23 protein-coding genes and 3 pseudogenes are annotated in these 25,059 nt (G+C 38.5%); 13 read left to right on the top strand and 13 right to left on the bottom strand.

Annotated features, from left to right (window positions below):
* Position 1 precedes the first annotated feature (1 nt).
* From L654_RS0122705 to lpxC, 4 genes and pseudogenes are all read left to right on the top strand, one after another.
* Complete coding sequence (locus L654_RS0122705) at positions 2–781, top strand: cell division protein FtsQ/DivIB (RefSeq protein ID WP_024590214.1); 780 nt, start codon at positions 2–4, stop codon at positions 779–781.
* Positions 778–1,997, top strand: a pseudogene (gene ftsA, locus L654_RS01000000126660) (cell division protein FtsA). Before L654_RS0122705 ends, ftsA begins: the two are co-directional and overlap by 4 nt.
* 21 nt (positions 1,998–2,018) lie before the next feature.
* Positions 2,019–3,241, top strand: a pseudogene (ftsZ, locus tag L654_RS01000000126665) (cell division protein FtsZ).
* A gap of 106 nt (positions 3,242–3,347) precedes the next feature.
* Positions 3,348–4,259, top strand: coding sequence for a UDP-3-O-acyl-N-acetylglucosamine deacetylase (gene lpxC, locus L654_RS0122720; protein ID WP_007582940.1), 912 nt, complete (start codon positions 3,348–3,350; stop codon positions 4,257–4,259).
* A gap of 82 nt (positions 4,260–4,341) precedes the next feature.
* On the opposite strand, the gene yjjG is transcribed toward lpxC, so the two are convergent.
* The 3 genes from yjjG to L654_RS0122735 form a co-directional block, all read right to left on the bottom strand.
* Positions 4,342–5,016 (bottom strand): pyrimidine 5'-nucleotidase, encoded by a 675-nt coding sequence (gene yjjG / locus L654_RS0122725; protein WP_010554302.1) that lies wholly within the window; start codon positions 5,014–5,016, stop codon positions 4,342–4,344.
* A gap of 13 nt (positions 5,017–5,029) precedes the next feature.
* Positions 5,030–5,575, bottom strand: coding sequence for an inosine/xanthosine triphosphatase (yjjX, locus tag L654_RS0122730; RefSeq protein WP_024609130.1), 546 nt, complete (start codon positions 5,573–5,575; stop codon positions 5,030–5,032).
* Positions 5,576–5,641: 66 nt separating this feature from the next.
* Entirely contained in the window at positions 5,642–6,541 is a 900-nt protein-coding gene (locus L654_RS0122735) for a phosphoribulokinase (RefSeq protein ID WP_007579904.1), read from the bottom strand.
* Between the two features lie 157 nt (positions 6,542–6,698).
* On the opposite strand from L654_RS0122735, the gene L654_RS0122740 reads away from it, so the two are divergent.
* Positions 6,699–7,574 (top strand): hypothetical protein, encoded by an 876-nt coding sequence (locus L654_RS0122740; RefSeq protein WP_024609131.1) that lies wholly within the window; start codon positions 6,699–6,701, stop codon positions 7,572–7,574.
* A 75-nt stretch (positions 7,575–7,649) separates the two neighbouring features.
* Complete coding sequence (locus tag L654_RS0122745; RefSeq protein ID WP_007579906.1) at positions 7,650–8,015, top strand: hypothetical protein; 366 nt, start codon at positions 7,650–7,652, stop codon at positions 8,013–8,015.
* A 95-nt stretch (positions 8,016–8,110) separates the two neighbouring features.
* On the opposite strand, the pseudogene L654_RS01000000126670 reads toward L654_RS0122745, so the two are convergent.
* The 6 genes and pseudogenes from L654_RS01000000126670 to L654_RS0122775 form a co-directional block, all read right to left on the bottom strand.
* Positions 8,111–10,601, bottom strand: a pseudogene (locus L654_RS01000000126670) (M1 family metallopeptidase).
* A gap of 148 nt (positions 10,602–10,749) precedes the next feature.
* A complete protein-coding gene (locus tag L654_RS0122755; RefSeq protein ID WP_024609132.1) occupies positions 10,750–11,430 on the bottom strand; it encodes a hypothetical protein in 681 nt (226 codons plus the stop codon).
* Between the two features lie 99 nt (positions 11,431–11,529).
* Complete coding sequence (locus L654_RS0122760; RefSeq protein ID WP_007579911.1) at positions 11,530–11,880, bottom strand: DUF2750 domain-containing protein; 351 nt, start codon at positions 11,878–11,880, stop codon at positions 11,530–11,532.
* Positions 11,881–11,897: 17 nt separating this feature from the next.
* Positions 11,898–12,476 carry a glutathione S-transferase family protein gene (locus tag L654_RS0122765; RefSeq protein WP_007579913.1) on the bottom strand — a complete coding sequence of 193 codons (579 nt, stop codon included), beginning with the start codon at positions 12,474–12,476 and terminating at the stop codon, positions 11,898–11,900.
* 64 nt (positions 12,477–12,540) lie between these two features.
* Complete coding sequence (locus tag L654_RS0122770) at positions 12,541–12,822, bottom strand: peptidylprolyl isomerase (protein WP_002958009.1); 282 nt, start codon at positions 12,820–12,822, stop codon at positions 12,541–12,543.
* 86 nt (positions 12,823–12,908) lie between these two features.
* Complete coding sequence (locus L654_RS0122775; protein ID WP_024609133.1) at positions 12,909–13,484, bottom strand: glutathione peroxidase; 576 nt, start codon at positions 13,482–13,484, stop codon at positions 12,909–12,911.
* Between the two features lie 81 nt (positions 13,485–13,565).
* Here L654_RS0122775 and L654_RS0122780 point away from each other — a divergent pair, with 81 nt between their 5' ends.
* The 3 genes from L654_RS0122780 to L654_RS0122790 all read left to right on the top strand — a co-directional run bounded on the left by L654_RS0122780 (position 13,566) and on the right by L654_RS0122790 (position 17,351).
* Positions 13,566–14,054: a GNAT family N-acetyltransferase gene (locus L654_RS0122780; protein WP_007579917.1), complete on the top strand. Its 489-nt coding sequence runs from the start codon at positions 13,566–13,568 to the stop codon at positions 14,052–14,054.
* Positions 14,055–14,173: 119 nt separating this feature from the next.
* Complete coding sequence (locus L654_RS0122785) at positions 14,174–16,168, top strand: ATP-binding protein (RefSeq protein ID WP_024609134.1); 1,995 nt, start codon at positions 14,174–14,176, stop codon at positions 16,166–16,168.
* A 55-nt stretch (positions 16,169–16,223) separates the two neighbouring features.
* The gene (locus L654_RS0122790) at positions 16,224–17,351 is read left to right on the top strand and encodes a response regulator (RefSeq protein ID WP_010554312.1); all 1,128 of its coding nucleotides are present in this window, start codon (positions 16,224–16,226) and stop codon (positions 17,349–17,351) included.
* 46 nt (positions 17,352–17,397) lie between these two features.
* Here L654_RS0122790 and queG read toward each other — a convergent pair whose 3' ends face one another.
* From queG to L654_RS0122810, 4 genes are all read right to left on the bottom strand, one after another.
* Complete coding sequence (gene queG / locus L654_RS0122795; protein ID WP_007579922.1) at positions 17,398–18,531, bottom strand: tRNA epoxyqueuosine(34) reductase QueG; 1,134 nt, start codon at positions 18,529–18,531, stop codon at positions 17,398–17,400.
* Positions 18,532–18,597: 66 nt separating this feature from the next.
* Entirely contained in the window at positions 18,598–19,818 is a 1,221-nt protein-coding gene (locus L654_RS0122800) for a methyl-accepting chemotaxis protein (RefSeq protein ID WP_024609135.1), read from the bottom strand.
* A gap of 45 nt (positions 19,819–19,863) precedes the next feature.
* Entirely contained in the window at positions 19,864–20,568 is a 705-nt protein-coding gene (locus tag L654_RS0122805) for a glycerophosphodiester phosphodiesterase family protein (protein ID WP_024609136.1), read from the bottom strand.
* Positions 20,565–21,431, bottom strand: a complete 867-nt coding sequence (locus tag L654_RS0122810) for a DMT family transporter (protein ID WP_010554316.1) — start codon at positions 21,429–21,431, stop codon at positions 20,565–20,567. Before L654_RS0122810 ends, L654_RS0122805 begins: the two co-directional genes overlap by 4 nt.
* Before the next feature lie 318 nt (positions 21,432–21,749).
* Here L654_RS0122810 and L654_RS0122820 point away from each other — a divergent pair, with 318 nt between their 5' ends.
* The 4 genes from L654_RS0122820 to L654_RS0122840 all read left to right on the top strand — a co-directional run.
* Complete coding sequence (locus tag L654_RS0122820; RefSeq protein WP_024609137.1) at positions 21,750–22,853, top strand: sensor histidine kinase; 1,104 nt, start codon at positions 21,750–21,752, stop codon at positions 22,851–22,853.
* Positions 22,850–23,464, top strand: a complete 615-nt coding sequence (locus tag L654_RS0122825) for a response regulator transcription factor (RefSeq protein ID WP_024609138.1) — start codon at positions 22,850–22,852, stop codon at positions 23,462–23,464. Before L654_RS0122820 ends, L654_RS0122825 begins: the two co-directional genes overlap by 4 nt.
* A gap of 98 nt (positions 23,465–23,562) precedes the next feature.
* Complete coding sequence (locus tag L654_RS0122835) at positions 23,563–24,297, top strand: enoyl-CoA hydratase/isomerase family protein (protein WP_024609139.1); 735 nt, start codon at positions 23,563–23,565, stop codon at positions 24,295–24,297.
* Between the two features lie 207 nt (positions 24,298–24,504).
* The coding region (locus tag L654_RS0122840) for a winged-helix domain-containing protein (RefSeq protein ID WP_029753757.1) at positions 24,505–25,059 on the top strand (555 nt) is incomplete at its 3' end.

The raw sequence follows: 25,059 nt of genomic DNA on the forward strand, positions 1-25,059 counted from the left end.
TATGCATCCCCTTTTAGAAAAAGCTCAGGAAATCAAACTGAAACTTAATTGGTCTCTGATTTTTGGTGTGAGCTTTTTTCTGATAGTTGTAATTGGCTTAGTGCAAATTACAACAGGTGTATCGGATTGGTTAGTTGAAAACAAAGATGCTCAAATTAAGCACCTTACAGTGCAAGGGCAGCCTAAATACACAGATGAAACGGCAATTATAAAAGCGATTAAAAAAGCCGATTTAAGTAGTTTTTTTGAACTTGATGTCAAGCATGTGCAGCAGCTAGTTCAAGACTTACCCTGGGTTGCTACCGCTTCGGTGCGTAAACAATGGCCTGATACTATACAAGTATATGTTGTTGAACATGAAGTAGTAGCACATTGGAATAGCGACTTATTGCTCAACCAAAGTGGTCAGGCATTTCAAGCCAGCAGCGATAAGTTAGATCATGACTTACCGCAGTTATACGGCCCAGAAGGCAGCGAAGAAGAAGCGTGGATTGCTTTTAAGCAATTTGATGAAATGCTAAAAGTTAACGGCTTAACGTTAACAAGTTTGGCATTGTCGGAGCGCTTTTCGTGGCAACTATGGTTAGATAACGGAATACGTTTAAATTTAGGACGTAAAGATAAAGCCAAGCGTGTACAACGTTTTATAGACGTTTATCCACGAATGGAACAACGTGCAGATGCACAAGTAGATACAATAGATTTACGGTATGATACCGGCCTTGCAGTCAGCTTTAAGCCAGTGCAAGAAGAACAATTACAAAATAAGAGTAAGGCATGACTAAGTCAGCAGAAAGAAACCTAGTAATAGGGTTAGACGTTGGCACCTCGAAAGTGGTTGCCACGGTAGGTGAAATCACCGCAGATAACAAGCTCAGCATTGTTGGTGTGGGCAGCCAAGTATCTCATGGTATGGATAAAGGCGGCGTTAACGATTTAAACTTAGTGTCTGAGNAATAGACGAAGCCGAGTTAATGGCTGATTGTCGTATTAGCTCTGTGTATTTGGGTATTTCTGGCAAACATATACAATGCCAAAACGAAAGTGGCGTGGTGGCAATTAATAATACCGAAGTCACTGACGAAGACATTGAAAATGTAATTCATATTGCGCGTTCTGTGCCTATTTCGGCAGAGCGTAAAATGCTGCATGCATTGCCGCAAGAATACAGTATCGACATGCAAGAGGGCATTAAAAACCCACTTGGTATGAGTGGTGTTCGTATGGAAGCGCGTGCACACATTATTACGTGCTCAAACGATATGGCAAAAAATATCGAGAAATGCGTAGAGCGCTGTGGTCTTGAAGTCGATCAACTTATCTTTACTGCATTAGCGTCATGTTATTCTGTACTAACAGATGACGAAAAAGAGCTAGGTGTTGCAGTACTTGATATTGGTGGCGGCACTATGGATATCACCATTTATATTAATGGCGCACTTCGTCACTCTGCGGTTATTCCAGTGGCGGGTAACCAAGTTACTGGTGATATTGCAAAAATATTTCGCACACCTATATCACATGCCGAGTCACTCAAAGTACAATACGCATGTGCTAGTAGCCAAATGGCAAGTAGCGAAGACACAATTGAAGTACCAAGTGTAGGCGGACGACCAGCAAGGTTAATGTCGCGCCATACATTATCTGAGGTGGTAGAGCCTCGTTTTAGAGAATTATTTGAGCTTGCGATGGAAGAAATTCGTCGTTCAGGCTTAGAAGACCAAATTGCGGCAGGTCTCGTTATTACAGGCGGAACTGCTAAAATGACTGGCGCGATGGAGGTGGCAGAAGACATCTTCCAAATGCCAGTAAGAATAGGCAAGCCAATCGGGATGGTTGGTTTGACAGACTATGTAGATGATCCTTCGTACGCAACCGCTGTTGGTTTGTTACAATACGGGCGTACCATGCAATCGATGAATGCACAAAAGTCGAAAGCAGAGGATAACAATAATTGGTGGAACCGCATTACTAAATGGTTCCAAGGCGAGTTTTAAGACTCAAGTCGGAGAGTAAACATGTTTGATATAATGGAACAACACAGCGAAGAAGCTGTAATTAAAGTAATCGGCGTGGGCGGTGGTGGCGGTAACGCTGTTGAGCACATGGTAAAGCAACAAATAGAAGGCGTGCGTTTTATAGCCGCAAATACAGATGCGCAAGCATTACGTAACTCTGCTGCCGATATTACAGTTCAGCTAGGCACGCAAATAACCTCTGGGTTGGGTGCGGGCGCAAACCCTGAAGTAGGCCGTAAGTCGGCTGAAGAAGATGCAGATACAATTCGTGCCAGCCTTGAAGGCGCCGATATGGTATTTATTGCAGCCGGTATGGGCGGTGGTACAGGTACTGGTGCAGCACCTGTAGTTGCTAAAATTGCTAAAGAACTCGGTATTTTAACCGTTGCAGTTGTAACACGTCCTTTTGATTTTGAAGGTAAAAAACGTGCAGCAGCCGCTGAACAAGGTATTAACGAATTGTCAGAAATTGTAGATTCACTTATTACAATTCCGAACAATAAATTGCTTAAAGTTTTAGGAAAAGGGACTACACTTCTAGATGCCTTCGCTAAAGCTAATGACGTATTATTTGGTGCGGTACAAGGTATAGCAGAGCTAATTACACGTTCTGGTTTAATTAACGTGGATTTCGCCGATGTTAGAACTGTAATGTCTGCAATGGGTACTGCAATGATGGGAACGGCGTCTGCGTCAGGNAAGCCGCTATCTCAAGCCCACTACTAGAAGACGTTGATTTAACAGGTGCTAAAGGTATCTTAGTTAATATTACCGCTGGTATGGACATTGCGATTGAAGAATTTGAAATTGTTGGTAATCACGTTAAAGCACTTGCGTCAGAAAACGCAACGGTTGTTGTTGGTGCGGTAATCGACCCAGAAATGACTGATGAGCTACGTGTAACGGTTGTTGCAACTGGCTTAGGCGGCGATCGTCGTCCACAGTTTGGTATTGTTGATAACGGCTTTAAAAAAGCATCAGGTTCTGATGTTGCAAGCACATCAAACCAAACGAGCAGTATGTACGTACCAAGCTTTGCAAGCCAAGATACAAACACTGAAGAAAACACTGCTAAAGCGCAAACGCAAAGCAAAGAAAAAGCGCCTACAACTAGTTCAAGCAGTGCATCAAGCTCTTCAGCACAAAATAGTAAAAAAGCGGATAAATCAGAAGGTGGTGATTATTTTGATATCCCCGCTTTTTTACGTAAGCAGGCTGATTAACATTTAATAATACTTTTGTTTGAAATATGTACAAATATTGAAAGGCAAAAGGATTTATGTTAAAATCCGCCATATAACTGTAACTGATTTAAAAGTGAGCATACCTATGATTAAACAGCGTACGATTGCAGAAGTAGTCAAAGCCATAGGAATTGGACTTCATAAAGGTGAGAAGGTCACAATAACTCTCCGACCTGCGAGCGCAAATACTGGGATTGTATTTCGTCGTGTCGACCTTGATCCGGTTGTTGATTTTGAAACAACACCTGAAGCCGTTGGTGATACGCAGTTGTGTACCTGTTTAATTAACAAAGATGGTGTTCGCTTATCGACTACTGAGCATCTTATTGCAGCCGTTGCTGCAATGGGAATTGATAATCTAATTGTAGAATTAGATAGCTCAGAAGTGCCGATTATGGATGGTAGTGCATTACCATTCATATATCTGTTACAAAAAGGCGGAATTGAAGAGCAAAACGTTGCTAAACGCTTTATCCGTATTAAAGAAAAAGTACGCATTGAAGAAGGTGATAAGTGGGCTGAAGTTGAACCATATGATGGTTTTCATATCGACTTTGAGATTGCATTTAACCACCCAGCTATCAATGAAAGTCGCCAACGTATTGGGTTGGATATAACAACGCAAAGCTTTATTGAAGAAATTAGCCGTGCGCGTACTTTTGGATTTATGAAAGATATTGAATACATGCATGCAAACAACCTAGCGCTAGGTGGTAGCATGGATAGTGCTGTGGTACTTGATGAGTTCAAAGTTTTAAATCCTAACGGTTTACGTTATAGCGACGAGTTTGTTAAGCACAAGATATTAGACTGTGTTGGTGACATGTTTATGACAGGCCATAACCTTTTAGGTAAAGTAACTGCATTTAAATCGGGTCATGATTTAAATAATAAATTACTTCGTAAAATAATGGCTACAGAGTCAGCATGGGAGTGGGCAACATTTGAAACGCCTGTGACGATGCCTGCACCCGGTCTTGAGTTAGCTCCAGCCTAAAAGCAGTAAAAGAGCAGCTCGAAAAACAGTTATAAAAAATGACGCTAATTAGCGTCATTTTTTTTGCGTGAAATTTACTATATTATAACTCTAAAAGAGCTTGTAACTGATTTAAACTAGCTACGGTATAGGTTGGCTTTATTCCGTCGGCTAATTGCTCACCAGGGTGCTGTAACCAGCAAGTATCAATACCAGCATTGTTGCCGCCAAGTATGTCACTTGCCGCGGTATCACCTACCATAAGTATCTCGCTTTTATCTGGGTTACCCATTAGCTCAAATGTGTGCTCGAAAATTGCTTTATTCGGTTTTGCTATACCTACAAGTTCAGATATAACTAACCATTCAAACATATCTTTTAAGCCAGTATGCTCAAGGCGTACGGTTTGTAAGCGGGCAAATCCGTTAGTAATAATACCTAATCTAGCATTTGGCTTAAGTTTATTTAAAAGCTCAATAGCACCAGGTAATGGCTCGCAAATTTGCGCCATAGAATCTAGAAAAGCATCGTTTAGCTCTTTTGCTGGCACATTAAGTTTTGAAGCCCACTCATTAAAGCGTGTTACTTGTAAGTAATCTGCGCTAATAGTGCCATTTTGATAATCAACCCACAGCTGCTTATTGGTTTTTTGATAATGAATATAATCGTCTTGGCTAAAATCTACGTTGTAAGCTTTAAACATGCGAGTCATGCCCGCTAAAATATCAAACCTAAATAAGGTTTCGTCTGCATCAAACAATACATAGTTGTACTTCATTAAACTTCCTAAATTAATTTGTTTGGCCGTATAGCTCAGGGTGTAAAAAAGGCGCCATAGCTAAAGTGAGTGCTTGTGTATAGGTACTTTCGCGCGTGGCATGATTGTTGGTAAGTAGACCAATAGCGCCACCTTTTTGTTTAACGTTGGTGGTATTAAATGCTTTGTCCATTACATCGCCAAGTTCTTCACCTTTAAGTAATGCATTATAAAGTACTTGGGGTAGAGGAAGGTTGCTGCTACGCCCTACAACTTGATTTAAGGCATTATCAATAACAACGTAAGCAAAGGTTGCTGCACCATAGCTAAATTGCTCTGCACCGCCTTCCATTGCAACGTAATAGTGAGCTTGGTGGTGCTTTTTGCAATAATTAACACGGTTTTGAGCGCCAATACGTGTTTCGTCTTCGCCAATAGGCTGATCGGGCACGCCTGAGGAAGCATTCACACCTTCACAGTCAATGATACATTCTGGAAAATACATAGTAAAAATATGTTTAGCGGCATTTATTTTTACAGGATTTTTAGAACCGACAATAATTTTTAATTGTTGTGACATGCTGATCTCACCTTGAGCAAAATCAGCAGTGTACGTGAGTTAGCTTTAACAAAAAAGAGTCGGTAATCAAATAGGTAAATCGAGTGGTGCTAGGTTTTCCAGTGCACGCTTTTTCAAAATAATATCTTTAATTAATGGGGTAAGCACAAGCTCCATAGCCAAGCCCATTTTGCCGCCTGGTACTACAAGCGTATTAATACGAGACATAAAACTGCCTTCGATCATGCGTAAATAATAAGGAAAATCAACATCATCAATTCCTCTAAAGCGAATAACTACAAAGCTTTCATCGAGTGATGGAATATCTTTAGCGCTAAATGGATTTGAGGTATCAACAGTAGGCACCCGCTGAAAATTAATATGGGTACGAGAAAACTGCGGGGTAATATGATTTATATAGTCATCCATACTGCGCACAATAGAGCCCATAACCGCTTCGCGAGAATGGCCTCGTTCGGATGTGTCGCGTATTAATTTTTGAATCCATTCAAGGTTAATAATTGGAACCATGCCTATTAATAAATCGACATGCTTTGCCACGTCTACATCTTGATCAACTACACCACCGTGTAACCCTTCATAAAACAATATATCAGTATTACTGTCAAGGTCTTGCCAAGGAGTAAATGTACCCGGTAATTGATTATATGGGACGGCTTCATCAAAGGTGTGTAAGTATCGGCGTAACTTACCTTGGCCTGTTTCACTATAGTTTTCAAACAACGCTTCTAAAGCACCAAAGTCATTTGCTTCTCGGCCAAAGTAACTAATGTGTTTATTTTCTTGTTGTGCTTCACGTACTTTTTTATCCATTTCAGGGCGAGTGTAACGATGAAAGCTATCTCCTTCGATAAAAGCCGCTTCAATATTAAGGCTACGGAAAATATGTTTAATTGCATTGGTTGTGGTGGTTGTACCCGCACCAGACGAACCCGTAATCGCAATAATAGGATTTTTAGCTGACATGTTAATTCTCTTTTTTAGGAACAGGTTTTATAACCAGACTAAACTTAACATTATTTTAAGCCGTTTGGGTATCTTAAGAGTTGACTGACTTAGCTCAAGTGACGTCATCAGCAAATAACGTTATCATGAGGTGCTTAAAATTAAAACGAGAGAAAGCATGAAACTTATTAAACCATTACTTGGGATATTTTCTATAGCAGCGCTTAGCCCAATTATGGCGCAGGCTAGCATGCCAAAAAGCCAAGTATTACTTGCTGATTTAAATACGCCTTATGGGGTACAAGTTAGTATAGTGAGTGATAAAAACAGTTATAACAACCAACCGCACTTAACAAGTACAGGTTTATACTTTACTCATGAGGTGATTGCTGATGAGCAAAGCCAAACCGATATTGCTCATTACGATTTAACATCAAAAAAAGTTACCAATATAACTAACTCTCCCGTAAGCGAATATTCACCAACGGTTATGCCAAGTGGTGATGCGATATCAGCGATTGTTGTAGAGGCAGATGGTAAGCAAAAACTGTGGCAATACCCACTCAAAAGCGAAGATGCGCCAAGTCGTATTTTTGATTGGATTGAACCTGTTGGCTACCATGCTTGGGGCGTTCAAAGTGATTTAGTGATGTTTATTTTAGGAAAGCCTCATACTCTTCAATATACTTCTGTTGCACAAGCGAAGGGAAAAATAGCTGCCAGTAATATTGGCCGAACGCTTATTTATAACAACTCTACGGCTGCATTTTTATTTAGTTACACTAAAAACGAGCAACATATTTTAGCGAGTTTTAATCCACAAGATAAACAAGTTGAAGACCTACTAAGGTTACCTGCTCAAGTTCAAGATTTTATTTTGAAAGATGATGCAACTATCGCTTATGCTATTAAAAACCGCGTTTATCAGCGTAAACTTGATGGAAGTGATGAAGTATCGCAATGGCTTAATTTAAGCACCTACTGCGAAACAAATATAACAAGAATGAGTTACAACAATGAAAAACTCGCTTTTGTATGTGATATAACGCAGTAAAGCAGACAAATAAATTCAGATTTTATTGTGTGTATGCGTTAATCTAATACGCAAATTAACTAATAGGGATTACACGTGGCTTATAGTGCAGACGAGCTGACAGAACAGCTTATTAAATTACAGTGCAGAAGTAATTTTAAGATTAAAAATATTGCAGAGTACATGTTAGTAAACTCTAAAGAAGCATTTTATACCCACAGCGAAAGCGGCAAGGGTAAAATAGTAATTCGCCCAGCATTTGAGGTGTTTAGCGATGATTTTAGTGATATTGATGGCGTAACGCGTGCGCAAGGCTACTTTCATAGCAGCGAGATGACACGCTTTCCTACGCGTATTTTTAAAAGTGCTCAGCCTATTCACTACGGTGTTGCGTTTAAAATAAATTCTGAGCAAGCAGCCAAAGATTTTATAGCTAAACTTACGATGATTATTGGTAATTAAATAAAGCAAAAATATAAACGTAAACATAAACGTAAAAAGCCGCCGAATTTATATTCAGCGGCTTTTGTATTTTTATAGCTTAATAAGCCTAATAATTATTTACTTTTTAAGAAGCTATTAACCGATTCTAGTTCACGTGTTTTAAGCGCGATACAATCGTTTGTGCTTTCTTCAAGCTTACTTAATGTACGAGCGTAACCGGCTACATCGGCTACTTTTTCGTTAAAAAAGGTCTTTGTTCTAGCTAAGCTTTCTGCATTACAACTCGCCGTTGTAAAGTACGGCAAGTTAGGAATAAAGAAAGGCGGTAAGCTTGCTGTTACTTTATCGTAGTTACTGTAAACCCAGTCAATAAATAACGCTTGGCGCTCATCTGTATAACTTTGACCTGACAAAATAGTGCGCATGTCAGATGCCGTTACTTCATCCGTTAAGCTATAAGCTAATACCGCTTTTTGTAATTCAGGTTTACCAAAAAAGCCCATTGCAGCAAGCATGTTAGTGCGTACTTGTGGATCTTTCGTTGTTTTAAACGTTGTCATGAATTGATCAAGCAGCGCTTTGTCACCATGAAAAGCAGCAAGAGTTAAGTACGTACCCGCTAAGTAAGGATCTACTTTTTGTGGATCATTTAAATAAACTTGTGTTTGTTCTTTCGCTTTATTAATGACGTTTTGATCTTCACCATCAAAACCTAAGCGTGATACAACGGCTGCACGAAGTTGTGCAATAGCTCCGTCTTCTCCCGCTTTAGCTTCTAAACCATATTTTTTAGCTGCAGGCGTTACTGCACCGCGAATAAATTCAGGCCATAGGTCTTTATTGCTATCGTCTTTAAAAGTACGTTGTTGCGATACTAAGTAACCTAGTGCGGTATTTGCTACGCGAGGGTGGCTATCGCTTACGAACACTTCAAGTGTTTGCATTAACTTAGCAGCAGATATAACACCAGCATCAAGTAGTGCATCAGTAGCCGATAACAACGCTAAGCGTTCACGATCACTCAGTACGCTTGGTGCCTTTTTAACAAGTGCGCTAAATTGTGCGTCATCCATTACCCAGCGGTAGTAGCCTAGTGCACCTTGGTCAGGATAAATCCACTCTGGTTCAAAGTCTAAGTCTAGAGTTTGGCTTTGTTTATTAAGTAATACATTTGCTGTTTTTACTTTATCGCCAGCACCATATTTAATTGCAACCGGTACATTCCATAACTGCTCTGGCGCATCAACGCCTGCATTTACAAAGCGGCTTTGTGAAATAGTTACTTTGCTACCTTGTTGAGTTACTTTAACTAGTGGGAAAGAAGACTGTTCAATAAACGATTTTAAAACACTCGCTACGTCTTTATTTGATGCTTTACCAAGTGCTTCCCACAGGTCGGCCGCTTCTGCGTTTTTATATGAAAACTCTTTTAAGTAGCTTTGAATACCTTTTTGAAATGCATCTTCGCCAATCCAGTTTTCAACCATAGCAAGTACTGAGCTGCCTTTACTGTAAGCAAGACCTAAACCATCNCAGGTCTAAGTGCGATTCAAACTCAGGGTTAAGCTGCTTAGTAATTTTTGCAGCCATCCAGCTAGCAAACGCTTCGTTTAACCATAAGTCGTTCCACCATTTCATGGTTACTAAGTTACCGTACCATTGGTGAGCAAGTTCGTGAGCAATAATTGATACATTACGTTGTTTTTTACTGCGTGTTGCGGCAGCTAAATCAACCAATAAAATATCTTCTCTGTAGGTCACTAAGCCTGAGTTTTCCATTGCGCCAAATGGAAACTCTGGTACCGCTACTGAGTCTAATTTTTTGTAAACGTAAGGGATACCAAAATACGCTTCAAGTGCGCCCAGTACTTTTGGCATATTTTCTTTTGCGTATTGGGCTAAGTGAATTTTACCTTGAGGGGTAATTACACGACCAGGAATTGGCATGCCTTTAATTTCTAATTCTTCAAACGGGCCAACAGCCATCGCTACTAGGTATGAAGGGATTGGCGGTGTTTTATCAAAAAAGTGTGTGGTCATATCGCCATTAACTGTTGTTTTTAACTCTGGCGTATTTGAATATACTTTTTGTGATGTAGGCGCAGTAATCGTTAACTGAAATGGAATTTTGTAACTTGGCTCGTCAAAAACAGGAAATGCACGGCGTGCATCACTCATTTCAAATTGAGTAAATAAGTAAGGAGTGCCTTGGTCTAATGTTTTGTATAAACCAACACTTTGACGGTTATATGGCGCTGAAAAATCAACTTTAAGTGTGTATTTACCTGGTTGAATTTGCTCATCACAGCTAAATTTTACTTTACCTGTTTTAAGCATTTCATTGTTTAAATCACAGTTTTCATCACCAAGCAGTTGCGCCATTTTAACAGCGTAAGCTACGCCATTTAACTCAATGTATTTTGTTGGTTTTAGTACTTCTAGGGAAATCTCAGTCATCCCTGTGAATGTATCTTGGCTCGGGTCGAGTGTTAACGACACCTGTTGTGAACTTGGTTTTGCGAGTTTTTCAATAACGAATTCATTAGCGTTTGCAGCACCCATTGCCAAAGCAACGCTCACTGTTAAGAGGCTTTTAAGAAACATAGTGATCCCTAGATTGTTGTTGTTAGAAACTACCCTAAATAGGCTTTTTTATGCTCATATAATTAGGGGGTTAGATATCCTAACAGTTTTTTTAAATAGAGTAATTGATTATAACGGTGACTTTAAGGGGAAATAGTAACAAAGTTTGTCAGTGGCTTTCGCGTGTTATAAAACGCTGCCAATGCAGGTGTGAGTTAATAATACGTATTTGTTGGACAACGGTATTTAATAAGTGGGTATCGCTAAACACATCCTGTGGATACTCGTTAAAACCCATCAAGTAATTAAAAGCGTCTTTAGAGTTAGCTTGTAGGGCGTATATACGCACTTGTTGCTCAAAGTTAAGACGAAGACTGCTTATTGCTGTTTTCATACCGAGTTGATCTACGTTTGGTATATCACATTTTTGCAGATAACCGGCTCGCTCACCTTCGCCTGAAAACCAAATGCGGACTTTTTCACTGTACCTGCCAGTTTTAGCGGGTAAGTCGAACATTAATCGGTGTTGGTTTTGCGATTTGATGAACGTTATATATTCATTAAATCCAGCATTTATAAGTGCTTGATGTACAGGAACTAGACGAGGTTTTATTTTACCGTGGGTATGAAAATTAAAACATAAGACGTTTTTTTCAAGGGACAGATCATCAAGCGTTAAGTAACCAATCTCATCGCTATAAGCACCGCTATAATATGCAATTAAAGGGAGCCAAAAATGCCAGTGTTTTGGTTGCTCTCGTGCAACTTTAAAATCACCGTATATATATCCATTATAAAGAGTGTGCAGTTCCATGGCTGAAAAGGGCCGGCGACCAAGATGGGTTTTCAACGTAATACCTTGAAAATAATGATGTGTTTTATTTTATACCCAACTAGCAGTAGATGCTAGTCGGGTTTTATCCGCTTTTAGAGTAAAGCGTATAAAGTATTATTCACTCAATGCGCGAGCTAAACCTGTAGGTTCAATTTCTGCACATACTTGGTCGTCATTCCAATTGATACCAACAAGTGCGTTATCTTCATTTAAGTCTTCAACCCATGCATCTAAAAATTCATCAAGGTTGATTTCTACTGGGCTGTAATCTTTCCACTCTTCTTTACACTGTGCTTTAGCTGCTGCTTCACTTTCCCAAAGCAGTAGTACGTCAGTTTCGTCAAATTGGTTAGAATCGCACACTACAAAGCCATTATCTTCTGCACCAAGTGCCCAAATTACTTCGCTAACACGTACTTTTTCTACGAAGTTAACTAGTTGTGATTCAATTTCGATATCGCTCATGTGTTTACCCTTTTAAATTAGTGACGAGGATTGGTGTCTATTGCTGCTTGGCGCTCGTCATATTGCTTATGAAAAGCAACAAGCGCTGAATGCTGACTAAAGTCAGCTAATTCGCGAAAGCAAATCCAATCAAGCAGGCAGTATAAACTGATGTTGAGGTATTCACAGCTTTTAAATTCTTCATCGCTTAAATGGGTATTTAAAAAGCTTAATGTTTGTTCAATACGTTCGTTTTGCAGATTAAAAAATAATTTATCGCTTTTGGTGTCAAATCCAGAACGTTTACATAACACCATTTCTACTAACGAATCGTTACAAGCATTTATAGTCGTAAGTAAGTGCTCTTGAGGCCACGTTAGTTTTGGCTGACCTGTTTTTTCAAGTAAATAACGCAATATAGAATTAGAGTCACTAAGAGTTAAGTCGCCATCTACCAGTATTGGGATTTTTCGAGCTGGATTTTTACTGGCCATAGTAGGGCGATCTTGCTCAGAAAATATATCGAGACTTACAAGCTCTAGTTTGCAGCTGTTTTGTTGTGCCCAAATTCTAATGCGGCGCACGTAAGGTGAAGGTACAGAACCAATTAATTGCATAATTACTCCATAAAAAAGCCGCATAAGCGGCTTTTATCAAATGTTACTTACAGTACTGTTAAATTTATTCTGAACGGCTAGTAACTTCAAGTAAATGATAACCAAATTGAGTTTGCACAGGGCCTTGTACTTGATTAATTGGCGCAGAAAACACAACTTTATCAAACTCTGGAACCATCATACCAGGGCCAAACTCACCAAGAGCACCGCCATCCTGACCTGAAGGACAATTAGAATGTGCTTTTGCTAGTTCAGCAAAGTCTTCGCCTTGCTCAATTTTTGTTTTTAAGTCTAAGCATTGTGCTTCACTGTCTACAAGTATATGTCGTGCGCTTGCTACTGTCATAAAATCTCCCGAGTATAGTGTGGTGTTTTTTTTACCGAATTGAAATATCATTCTAGTTAGTTTCAACTAATTGTACCAGTATAAACTTATTTATCAGAAAACGCAGTTTCAATTGCAGTAATCATTTGCTCTGAATTAGGTGCCACTTTGCTGTTAAACCGTAAAACTGTTTTACGATCAGCAGACACTAAGTATTTATAAAAGTTCCAATTTGGAGAGCTAGTTTGCTCATTCAAATATTTAAAAATTGGATTTGCTTCGCTACCACGAACTTTGCTGGTGGCAAACATGGGAAAAGTTACACCATAATTTACAAAGCATACTTTCGCTGTTTCTTTTTCATTGTCTTCTTCTTGAAAAAAGTCATCAGAGGGGAACCCTAATACGACTAAACCTTGCTCTTTGTATTGTTGATATAGCGCTTCAAGGCCTTTAAATTGATATGTAAAACCACAATTACTTGCCGTGTTTACTATTAACAAAGGTTTATTTTTGAATTGGCACAAGTTAATAGATTCTTTTGAGCGAAGCTTTCGTATATCTACATTGGTAAAATCTTGGCAGTCCTGTGTAGAGGTTTTATTTATGGTTGATGGTGTTTGAGCTTGAAGGGGAGCATTAATAAGTAAAGCCGTTAAACCTATTATAATTATTTTAAGCATTACATTACCTAAACTTTACGATTGTTTGATTGGATAATCATACGCTAATATGGAACAAATTGATCAACCCTCTAATGACCTATGACAATCCGTTTAGCAACTATTAATGATCTTAATGAAATTGTAGCCATTTACAACGAAACTATTGCAGGGCGAATGGTAACTGCAGATACGCAAGAAGTGAGCGTTGACGAAAAGCGTGACTGGTTTAATAGCCACAACGATAAAAGGCCTATTTACGTTTACTGCGAAAATAACCAAGTACTTGCTTGGGTAAGTTATAAATCGTTTTATGGGCGCCCAGCTTACGACGGCACAGTAGAAATGAGCATTTACATTACCAGTAAAGCGCAAGGTAAAGGGCTTGGTAAAAAGCTAATGATATTTGCTCAAACACAAGCTAAGCAATTAAATATTAAAGTATTACTCGGCTTTATTTTTAGTCATAACTTACCGAGTGTTAAATTGTTTAAGCATTTTGATTTTGCAATATGGGGTGAGTTGCCAAGCGTTGCCATAATGGATGATAAGGCGTATAGCCTTACTATTTTTGGAAAACATCTGGAATAAATTATTTTTCATAATGTTGTAATATTTTTTTACAAAATAAGACGAAGGGTTTATGCCAATTAAATAAAAATAGTCTACGCTATTAACATATTAAGTTTATTAATTTGAAGTGTAGCTTGATGATTCGAAAAATATTAATTGTTGATAGTAGCAGTGTCATCGCAATGCGTGTGAAAGTGCTTTTAGAATTAATAGGATGTGAAGTCGAATTAATTCATTTCAGCATGCTAGACATGTATACCAATATAGGCGACTACGACTTAGTTGTTGTTGCCCATGGTGTGCCTGTTGATTCTATAAAACCGCTTGTTAGCCAAGTAGCGCAAGAGCGTTTTATGCTGCTTGCTCCAAAAGCACAAAGTGGTGAGCAACTAACTGCGTTTAGTGAGCTAAATCATGTTGCGCCTGACGCAACCGTGATCTACCCGTTTTTTTCTAATAAAGAAATTACTTCTCTTTTAGAGAGCCTACTAGAATTAGGCTCTAATCATATTTTGCAGTTACCTACTATTTTACTCGTCGATCATGTTCCTGAGCGCCTCGAAAAAATGAAAAACAGCTTGATTGGTGCTCATATCGAGACCCATACAGCAACCACCTCTGCAGAAGCTTTAGAAATTACGAAAGAAAAGCAAATCGATATACTAATAAGTGATTTTGTTTTAGATGACGGAACCGGTTTAGAAATTTTTTCAAACTTAAAAATAATGCAACCACATTGCCGTTGCTTATTATTTACCTCACGTCCCGATCAAGTTTCAATGATTGAAGCTATTCGTCAAGGTGTAGAAGACGTACTTATTAAGCCATTGAACGACAGCTCATTATTACAATCAATACATAAACTGTGGCAAACAGAGTTATTAAAACGCCATAACGCAGAACTTGTTGAAAGGCTACAAGATACGGTTGATGCCCTGATTGAAAAAGACAGCCTACTTCAGGTTATTTATAAGCATACGCCTGATGCAATTATGTTGTTTGAGAAGTGCGGTAGAGTGATAGAAGCTAATGATGCTTGTTTAAAACTATTTAACTTACCGTTTAACGAACTAGAAGGTAAATCAGTATTTAGCTTTTTAGATGATGATTCAACGTTAGGTATCAAAAATAAAATTTCGACATTAAATAGTAATCGCCAATTTAGCTGCGACTTACGTTTATCTAAAACTGCAGGGGGCTATATACCGTTAGTGGGATCTTTTAATGAGATAGATCACCATGGCGAAATAGCACTTGCCGTAATATTTAAAAATGTAACTCACCTCAAGCAAAAAGAAGATTTACTACTTGAAGCAAAAGATCTCCTTGAAGAGCAAGTAAGAGCGCGTACTTCACAACTCGAGCACGCTAAAAACGTCGCTGAGGCTGCAAACTTAAGTAAATCAGAGTTTTTAGCAAACATGTCGCATGAACTTCGAACACCTATGCACTCTATTTTAAGCTTTTCACGTTTTGGTTTAAGCAAACTAGAAACTGGAGATTTTGCAAAAGAGAAACTCATTAAATACCTATCGCGAATAGAGAGTAGTGGTGAGCGTTTACTGTCGTTACTAAATAATTTACTCGACCTATCTAAGCTAGATGTGGGTAAGTTTCCATTTAATCCTCGTCCATATAATTTAGCGAACATTATAAAAACAAGTATTGATGATGTATCTGGTACGGCAATGGAAAAAGAAATTGAGGTTGTATTTACCGCGCAGCCATTACCTGTAATTGCGCAATGTGATGAAGAGCAAATAAATCAGTTACTTCGAAACGTATTAGGTAATGCACTTAAATTTAGCGAACCCAAAAGTAAAATACGGGTAAATTTAGAGTCAGATAATAAGCTTGCTACTATAGAAGTTACCGATAATGGGGTCGGTATACCAGAGGATGAGCTGGAACATATTTTTACTAAGTTTGTACAAAGCAGCAAAACAAATAGCGGTGCCGGTGGTACCGGATTGGGCCTTGCATTGTGTAGAGAGTTTGTGTCTTTACATCAAGGTGAGATCACTGCACGTAACAACGAAAATGGTGGTGCAACTATATCTATACAGGTGCCATTAGAAATAAATCTAGATGATCATTTGGCTGAAGATCAATTAATACAACACAGTAATTAATTGCTAGTTAGCATACCAAGTAACTTTTTTTGAGAATTTGAATGGATGATAAATTATGGCCTTAACTAAAATACTTGCCGTTGATGACGAACCCTTTAACCTTGAAATTATTGAGGAAATTTTAGAGGAGCTTGATTTTGAATTACAAGTAGCAACAAGTGGTCCTGAGTGTTTAAACATGGTTGAAGGCTATATGCCTCAGGTTATATTGCTCGACGTAAGTATGCCGCAAATGAACGGCTATGAAGTATGTAAGGCACTTAAAGCAAACCCAAATACAGCACACATTATTGTTATGTTTGTGTCTGCTCGTGGCACAGTTGAAGAGCGCATGGAAGGCTACTCGGTTGGTGCAGAAGACTATATTGTAAAACCCTTTGGCCATGATGAACTTAAGTCAAAGCTTAAAAATTTAAACCAAGTACTTGTTGAAAAACAAAGCCTTGAAAAGCAAGTTGAAGATGCTACATCAACTGCATTTAATGCCATGGCTAACAGCAGTGAAATGGGGCAGATAGTTAACTACGTTGAAAACATAGGTTTTATTAACGACCCTCAAGAGCTAGGTAAAGCGCTTATAGATTGCCTACAATCTTTTGATTTGCAAAGTAATATTGAGTTTAGAGAGAACGATGAAATTAGTCACTTTGCATTAAGTGGCGTGTGTTCACCTATTGTGGTGGAGCTATTTGAAATGCTTAAAAATAAAGGGCGTTTACATGAATTTTCGCATCGAATTTTAGTTAACTATGAATTGATTAGCTTACTTATTTTAAATATGCCTGATCACGATCCAGATAAGCACGGGCGTATACGCGACCACGTATGTTTTATTGTCAGTGTTACCGAGCAGCAGCTACGCGCCATCATGACTAAGAAAATGCTTGAATCACAACAAGCAAAACTTAATGCCGTAGCAAGTACAGTTCACAGTAAGTTTCATGGCTTAATTAGCTTATTGAATGACAACCGTCAAAACAACGAAAAAGTGTTTAAACAGTTACAAGAAGAGCTCGAAGAACGTATCCCATCAATGGGATTAGATGAAGATCAGGAGGTGTTTATTTATAAAAAAGTAGATGAAACTATCCAAAACTCAGTGGCCAGAGAGGAGTCTGTTAAAAAGGTAAAAGCAGCTTTTGCTGAAATTGAGCAAGACCTGTCATTGCTTTTAAAGAGCTAAATATACTTAATCAAATAATGTTACTTTAAGGCTTACTCCAACTGCATTATGCATCTCTGGGTAAGCCTTTTTCTACGATTCTGATTAACCTAGCCGTTTTACGAATTTGTAATCGTTGTTTATCGTTTTGTTGAGCAAGCGCCCATTCAATATGTTCTAAAACAAGCTCGCTGCATATTTGGCTTTTATCTTGTAAGGCATGAATAATAGCCGGGCTAAACTCTGCATTACCTAAACCGACCGCTATATTACGTAACCAACGTTCGTGACCTATGCGGCGAATAGGGCTGCCTTCGGTATTTTTTAAAAATGTAGGCTCATCCCAAGCAAATAGCTCAAGTAAATCTTTATTTTTTAATTGAGTACGGGGATGAAAGTCATTTTCATCCGTTATTTGTCCATAACGATTCCAAGGGCATACCAACTGGCAATCATCACAACCATAGATACGGTTGCCTAATAAAGTTCGGTATTGTTCGGGTATGGGGCCTTGGTGTTCTATCGTTAAGTACGATATGCATTTACGTGCATCAACAACGTAAGGCTCTACAATTGCACCTGTTGGGCAAAGAGTGATACAAGCAACACATTTTCCGCAGCCTTCAAACGTATTCTCTGCATCTATTGGTAGAGGTAAATCAATAAATAGCTCGCCTAAAAAAAACCACGATCCTGCTTCTTGATTAATCAATAACGAATGCTTACCACGCCACCCTAAACCGGCTTTTTCTGCAAGTTGACGCTCAAGTACCGGGGCTGAATCTACAAAGGGCCTAAAGCCATATTCGCCAATTTCTTGCTCTATTTTTTGGCCAAGTTTTTTTAAACGATTACGCATTAATTTATGGTAATCACGACCCAGTGCATAACGACTTATGTATGCTTTTTCTTTATTTTTTAAGGTTTTTGCAAAGCCAGCATCGGGAGGGAGATAATTCATTTTTACGGATATAACACGCTGTGTACCTGGTACTAATTCAGCAGGGCGAGCGCGTTTCATGCCGTGAGCAGCCATATAATCCATCGAGCCGTGGTAGCCAGCATCAAGCCAGCGTTGCAATTGGGCTTCGTGCTTAGATAGGTCAATATCAGTAATACCTACTTCGCTAAAACCAAGCTCTTGCCCCCAGGTTTTTATTTGTAGGGCTAATTTTTCATAGTCTGGGGTAGGGTTGCTCACACACTTCACACACTTAAATTAATAGCTGCGTAATTTACCATATTTCTCTGAGCCCGAAAACGCTTCTTAGCGCACGAAGCGCTTTAACTGTTGTTGGGTCTGTAAGCTTAACTGTTGAGATTGCTCGCTATCGGCTAATGCCGTATCTATTTGCTGTTTAGCTTGCTCACCTAAAGCTACTATTTGCTCTACCGATTGGTGAGTATTAGTTTGAGTGCCCTCAAGCATATGTACAGCACTGGCTATTTGTTGTAGTTGTTGTTGGTTGTGCTCAAACTCACTAAGCATTTTTGTAAAACCCTCACAGGTTGCACTAATTGAGCTTTGTGCATTATTGGAGTGAATCATTAATTGCTCTGACTCTTTATTTGTCTCGTTTACCAAATCATTCATCTGATTTATAAAGTCGCTTATTTGCCTAGTTGCGCCACTTACCTTTATTGAAAGTGTGCGTACTTCGTCTGCAACTACGGCAAATCCTCTGCCAGCTTCACCCGCTCTAGCTGCTTCTATTGCGGCGTTAAGGGCTAACAAATTAGTTTGATCAGAAAACTCTTCAACCATTTTTAAAATACTACGAATGTTTTCACTATTCTCTTTCAGTCCCGCAATTGTATTTGAAAAGCTACCTAGCATATTAGTAATAAGTTTAACCTGCTTTACTAAAGCAGCGAGCTCTGATGCAGATAGTTTTACAAAGTTAAGGTGTTCATTATTAACGTTATGCACGCTATCTGTATTATTTACTATGTTTTGTAAGCTTTGGGTTATTTGCATACTGGCATTAATAATACTGTGGCTTAACTGTATTTGTTGCTCACTTGATTGCTCAGTATTTTTCATCGATTCAGTGACTTGTATATTACTGTGTGCACTAGCTTGAGCACTGTTATATGTTGTGCTGAGTAACTCACTTAAATGGGCAGTAAATATATTATATTGTGAACTTAAATCTTTAAATTCGTCATACGAAAAGTGGGGAAGTTTTGCTGCTAAATTTGCATCTTGTTGGTTTATTTTTATCAAAGTATCGCGCATAGCAGTAACAGGGCGAACAATTAAAAAACGCATATAAAAAAGAGTAAAAATAAAACCAGATATAATAACAAGCGTAAGTAGCCAAAATAGCCCTGTACTTTGCTGTTGTTCGCTTAAGCTCTGATGCAGCCAAAATAACGTAATTGCTTGGAACAATAATACAAAACTCAAATTACCGACTATTTTACGCGTTAACGTAAAAAAGAATGTTTGCTCTATATAGTTATAAATTTTCATAAAACTACTCATTATGCTTAAGCCCTACGATTCTTATTTTAGTTAGGGAGGTGTAAGTTAGCTTTTTTGTAACGATAACAAGTAAGCTTTGGTTCGCGCTGGGTAATTTGTAAAAATTCCGTCTATGCCATACTCAAGCATTAGCGCTATATCTTGTTCTCTATCGACCGTATAAGCATAAATCTTTAAGCCTCTTTTTTTTGCATCATCGGCAAAAGCCTTATTTATAAAGGTTTTATCTGCATGTACGCTATAAGCGTTTAAATCACTTGCAAACTTTGCATAGTTAATTGGAATAGAAGAAGTAAGGGCGCCTATTTTAAGCCATGGTAGCTTGCTTTTAAGCCACTGTAGTTGATGATGATCAAACGATGATACTAAAATATTGGCTTTCGATATTTTGTTAGCCTCAATGTTTTCTTCAAGTTGAGCCACAAACCTTTCTAGTTCAAATGTATGTTTAAGCTCAATATTTAATAAAGATTTATTATTATTCCAATCAAACAACTGCTGAAGAGTAGGAATTTGTTCACCATTTCCAGCATCAAGTTTAGAGAGTTCATGTGCCGTAAAGTTACTCACCCTACCTTTACCGCTGGTGGTTCTATCGAGCCATGAGTCGTGTATTAACATGTAATCATCTAAGGAACTTTGAATATCTACTTCAATACCATCAACACCTACTTTTAACGCTTCTAAAATAGCGCTTTTGGTGTTTTCAGGAAAATCCCCACTGGCACCTCGGTGTGCAAATACTTTCATTGTCGAGCCTTTTTAGTGATTGACCACGTTTCAAAACAAGCGGCACTAACAATAAGCGCTCCACCAACTAACGTCATAACAGTAGGACGTTCATGAATAATTACTATAGCCAGTATGGTGCCATAAAGTGGTTGTAAGCAAGAAATTAACCCCGCAGTTGCCGCTGATAAATGCTTTAAACTTGCTGCAAATAACGAGTGTGGTGTAGCTGTAAAAATAACACCCGCTATGGCAATTAAAATTAGGTCGTGATGACTAACCTCATACACTGGCACTTCTATAAATGCGCACAGCATAATGCTTGCCACTAAGGTTTGATAAAACATAGTTTGCGGGCCACCATATTGGCTAAAGTAGCGCTTATGGGTAATGTTTCTGATTGAAAAAAACAATGCCGATATCACACCTGTTATTACACCCAAGGTCACATCGTCGCCTAAGTTTGCACTTGGTACTAATAAGTAAATACCTAAAACAACCACCGCTGCACTTATTATATCTTTTGCTTTTGGCCTGCTTTTATTAAATAAGGGTTCTAAAAACACCGTCATTACGGGATAGCTAAAAAATGCCAGCATTCCAATAGTTATACCGGCCATTTGCATACCAGCAAAATAGGTAACCCAGTGAATACCCACCGCAACACCTAAAAATAATGCAATAAGGTAGTCTTTAGGCTTGTTTAGTTTAATTTGTTTTTTTTGAAAATACAGCATGGCTAAAATAGCCATTCCTGCAATTGCAGTTCTGTAAACGGTAATATCTAAAGCATTTAGACCAATAAGCTTGGCAAATAAAGCGGTTCCGCCAAAAAGTAATACCGCTATGTGCAAATAAATTAAACTTTGCTGCTGAGACTGCATTTAGTTTCCTTGTTGTACTTTTTGAACATATTAACATTGCTTAAAAATTCTTAAGATGAATTTTTTTATCGCATGACAAATGTCATAAAAGTTGATGACACTTCACACTCTTATTATTTTTATACGCTGGCATAGTTACCTTACTCAACAGGGGATAATTATGAATTCTTTAATTTTAATCAGCTTAACTATTAATGAAGTGCTAGAGGCGTTAAGTTTTACGATTACGTACGCAGATTGCTTTATGCTGGCGTGCATTTTTATGTTAATTAATAAAAATAGTGCTATAAGTAAAAATAATATGCCTGAGGTATTAGTATGAGCTCGCTTAACTCCTTTTCTCAACAAAGTGATAAAGGTTTTTGGAAATATGGGCATTTAATTTTTACAGGCTTTTATTTACTCCCACTAATAATTAATTTTGCGAGCTTTACTGCTAACCAAATAACGATGTCTTTAGCCTTTTATGTTGCTTTTATTCTTTTATATGTAAAAGCAATAAACTGCAAAAGTGCAGGGGTGACCAAGTTGTTTGTAGCCATGCTATTAATTTGTTTTTGCGCCACTTTTTACACCACAGGTACTCCTACTTTATTTGGCTTTGCAGCGTACGTAGCAGGCTATGCATACAGCTACCATCAAAGAATTTATGCTGCACTCGCGATTATATCTACGGTTTTATTAAGCGCATATATTGGTGATATAGGGAAGGTTCAATACTTTTTAGCCGTTGCTTTGATTTTATGTGCAGCCTTATTTAGTTACGGTATTGCAGCAAAGAGAGAAAGCTTATACAAAAAGCGCGAACAAGAAAGCGCTAACCAATTAGAGCAATTAGCAGCAATTGCTGAGCGTGAACGGATAGCCCGCGACTTGCATGATATTTTAGGCCACTCATTGTCATCTATTGCTTTAAAAGCTGAGCTTGCCAATAAATTAAACCAAGGTGAGCGTTACGCTCAAGCAAATAGCGAAATTGCACAAGTGGCCGATCTTGCAAGGCAGTTACTTAGTGATGTAAGAAGCGCCGTTAGTGATTTAAAACAGCTTAACCTTGTTAGCCAAGTAGCACAGTTAAAACAAAGATTAATAGAACAAGACTTTAACGTTTCATTTAATGTGGTTTTAAATACTCTACCCGCTAAAGTCGAGGGCATCGCCGGCCTTATAATTAAAGAAGCCGTTACCAACTTGCTACGCCATAGCAGCACAAAAAATTGCGAAATAAATATAGAACAAACAGCGCAGCAGCTACTCATTACCGTTATTGATCGTGCACCGTGCTCTACATTAAATTCGGGCAATGGCCTAAATGGTATTAAAGAGCGAGCAGAGCAACTCAATGGCAGTGCAACATTTACCTGTGGCGATATTTTTACTTTAAATGTAATGCTACCAATTTCAGCTAAGGATTTACAATGATCAGAGTGTATTTAGTGGAAGATCAAGCGCTTGTGCGCGACGCAGTAGCAGCATTGTTAGGACTCGATTTTAATATTGAGATTATTGGGCAAGCAAGTAACGGGCAATATGCACTTAATGCAATTGAAGCGCTTGATAGTGATTTACATCCCGATATAATTTTAACCGATATAGAAATGCCAACCATGAATGGTATAGAGCTGAGTGAAAAAATAGCCACTAAGTTCCCCGCTATAAAAATGGTTATTATGACCACATTTTCTCGTGCGGGTTATATTAGGCGAGCGCTTACGGCAGGCGTTAAAGGTTTTATTTTAAAAGAAGCACCCAGTGAAGAGCTAATAAATGCGCTTAAAAAAGTAATGCAGGGGCAAAAAGTGATAGACCCAGAGCTTGCTATTAATGCATTAGACGACGCAGATCCACTTACCGATAAAGAACGCAAAGCACTTAAACTTGCAAGCGACGGCCTTAAAACAAGCGACATAGCCAAGCAGTTATTTATAAGTGAAGGTACCACACGTAATTATTTATCAGACGCTATTGCTAAGCTAAACGCCACTAACCGTATAGATGCTGCGCGTATAGCTAAACAAAAAGGATGGCTTTAAATAGTAGGTTTATAAATTATAAGCAAAGTATTACTATGTTATTTAAAAGTAACGAACAGCGCTTAAAGTTAGCTTAAAAAGCGTTAAAAGAGGGTTTAATGGCAAATCTAATAGAACTAACAACTAAAAATAACACCGCTATACTCACCATGAATACCGCTGAAAACCGTCACAATCCAGCGTTTTTGGCTGAGTTTAATTTACACCTTGACCACATTGAAGCAGATCAAAATATTAAGTCAGTTATTTTAACGTCCTCGAGTGACAAAAACTGGTCATTAGGCATAGACCTTCAATGGATGTCTAATCCAAGTATTTTACCTGCAGCTATTTCTGACTTTATGATTCAAATAAGTGACTTGTTTAAGCGCATAGTTACTTTTCCTATGCCTATTATTGCTGCGTTAAACGGGCATACCTATGGCAATGGTGCTGTGCTTGCGTGTGCGTGCGATTTTAGATTTATGAAATCAGACAAAGGCTTCTTTTGTTTTCCTGAAGTGGATGTGATGGTGCCGTTTGTACCGTCGATGTTTCCTATAATTAATAAAGCAATTTCGCAAACATTCTTTAATCGTTTAGCTATGTCAGGAGAGCGTGTTGGTGCACAGCAGTTGCTAGAGAACAAAGTAGTTGAAGCTGTGTTTGCAAATAACGACGAACTACAAGCGGGTGCACTTGAGTTTGCCCAGCAATTTAATAAAAATCGTTGGATTTACGCTCAAAATAAAACACAAATGAATAAGCAAATTTTGCTTACAATGAAAGAGGAAGACCCAAGCTTTATTGATAATATAAGTAAACTGCTGTGGAAAAACCTACAAAAAAAATAGTATAAGAAAAGGTTTTAGCATTACTACGATATGACTAAACACTTTGCAGTTAAGGGGTCGTTAAGCCCCATTGCGCTAGATTTTTAAACTATACAGCAAGATAAACAGCAAGGTAAAAGTGCTTTCTTAAAAGTTTAATCGCTTTTACCTGTCTCATTATAACTATATGGGTTAAAATACCTACATAACCAACTAACAAGATAGTGAATGTCAAACCAAGATCCAAATCTCAGTCGAGAACAAGAAAAGTACGAAAACCCAGTCCCTAGTCGTGAGTTTATACTTACTCACCTTCAAGAGCGTTCAAAGCCTGCTAACTACGCGCAATTATGTGAAGAACTAGCAGTAAACGATGACGAACGCCAAATAGCATTTAAACGCCGCCTTCGCGCTATGGAGCGTGACGGACAGCTGTATTTTAATAAATTTAAATGCTATGCCCTAATTGACGAAGCCGGTTTAACCAAAGGCAAAGTAATAGGCCACAGAGACGGTTTTGGCTTTTTAGAAGTTGAAGGCGAGAGTAAAGATTGGTTTATTGCTAAGCACCAAATGAATATGGTGTTACATGGTGACATTGTACTAGCTAAAGGCACTAAACGTGGCTCTGGCTCAAAATGCGATGCACGTATTATAAAAGTGCTTACTAACGAGCGCGCGCCAATTGTTGGCCGTTACTTTGTAGAGCATGGTGTTGCCGTTGTGGTAGCTGAAGACCCGCGCATAACGCAAGATATAATGATTTTACCAGGCAACGAAAAC

This window comes from Pseudoalteromonas sp. TAB23 (genome assembly GCF_000498075.1).
Classification (GTDB): domain Bacteria; phylum Pseudomonadota; class Gammaproteobacteria; order Enterobacterales; family Alteromonadaceae; genus Pseudoalteromonas; species Pseudoalteromonas arctica.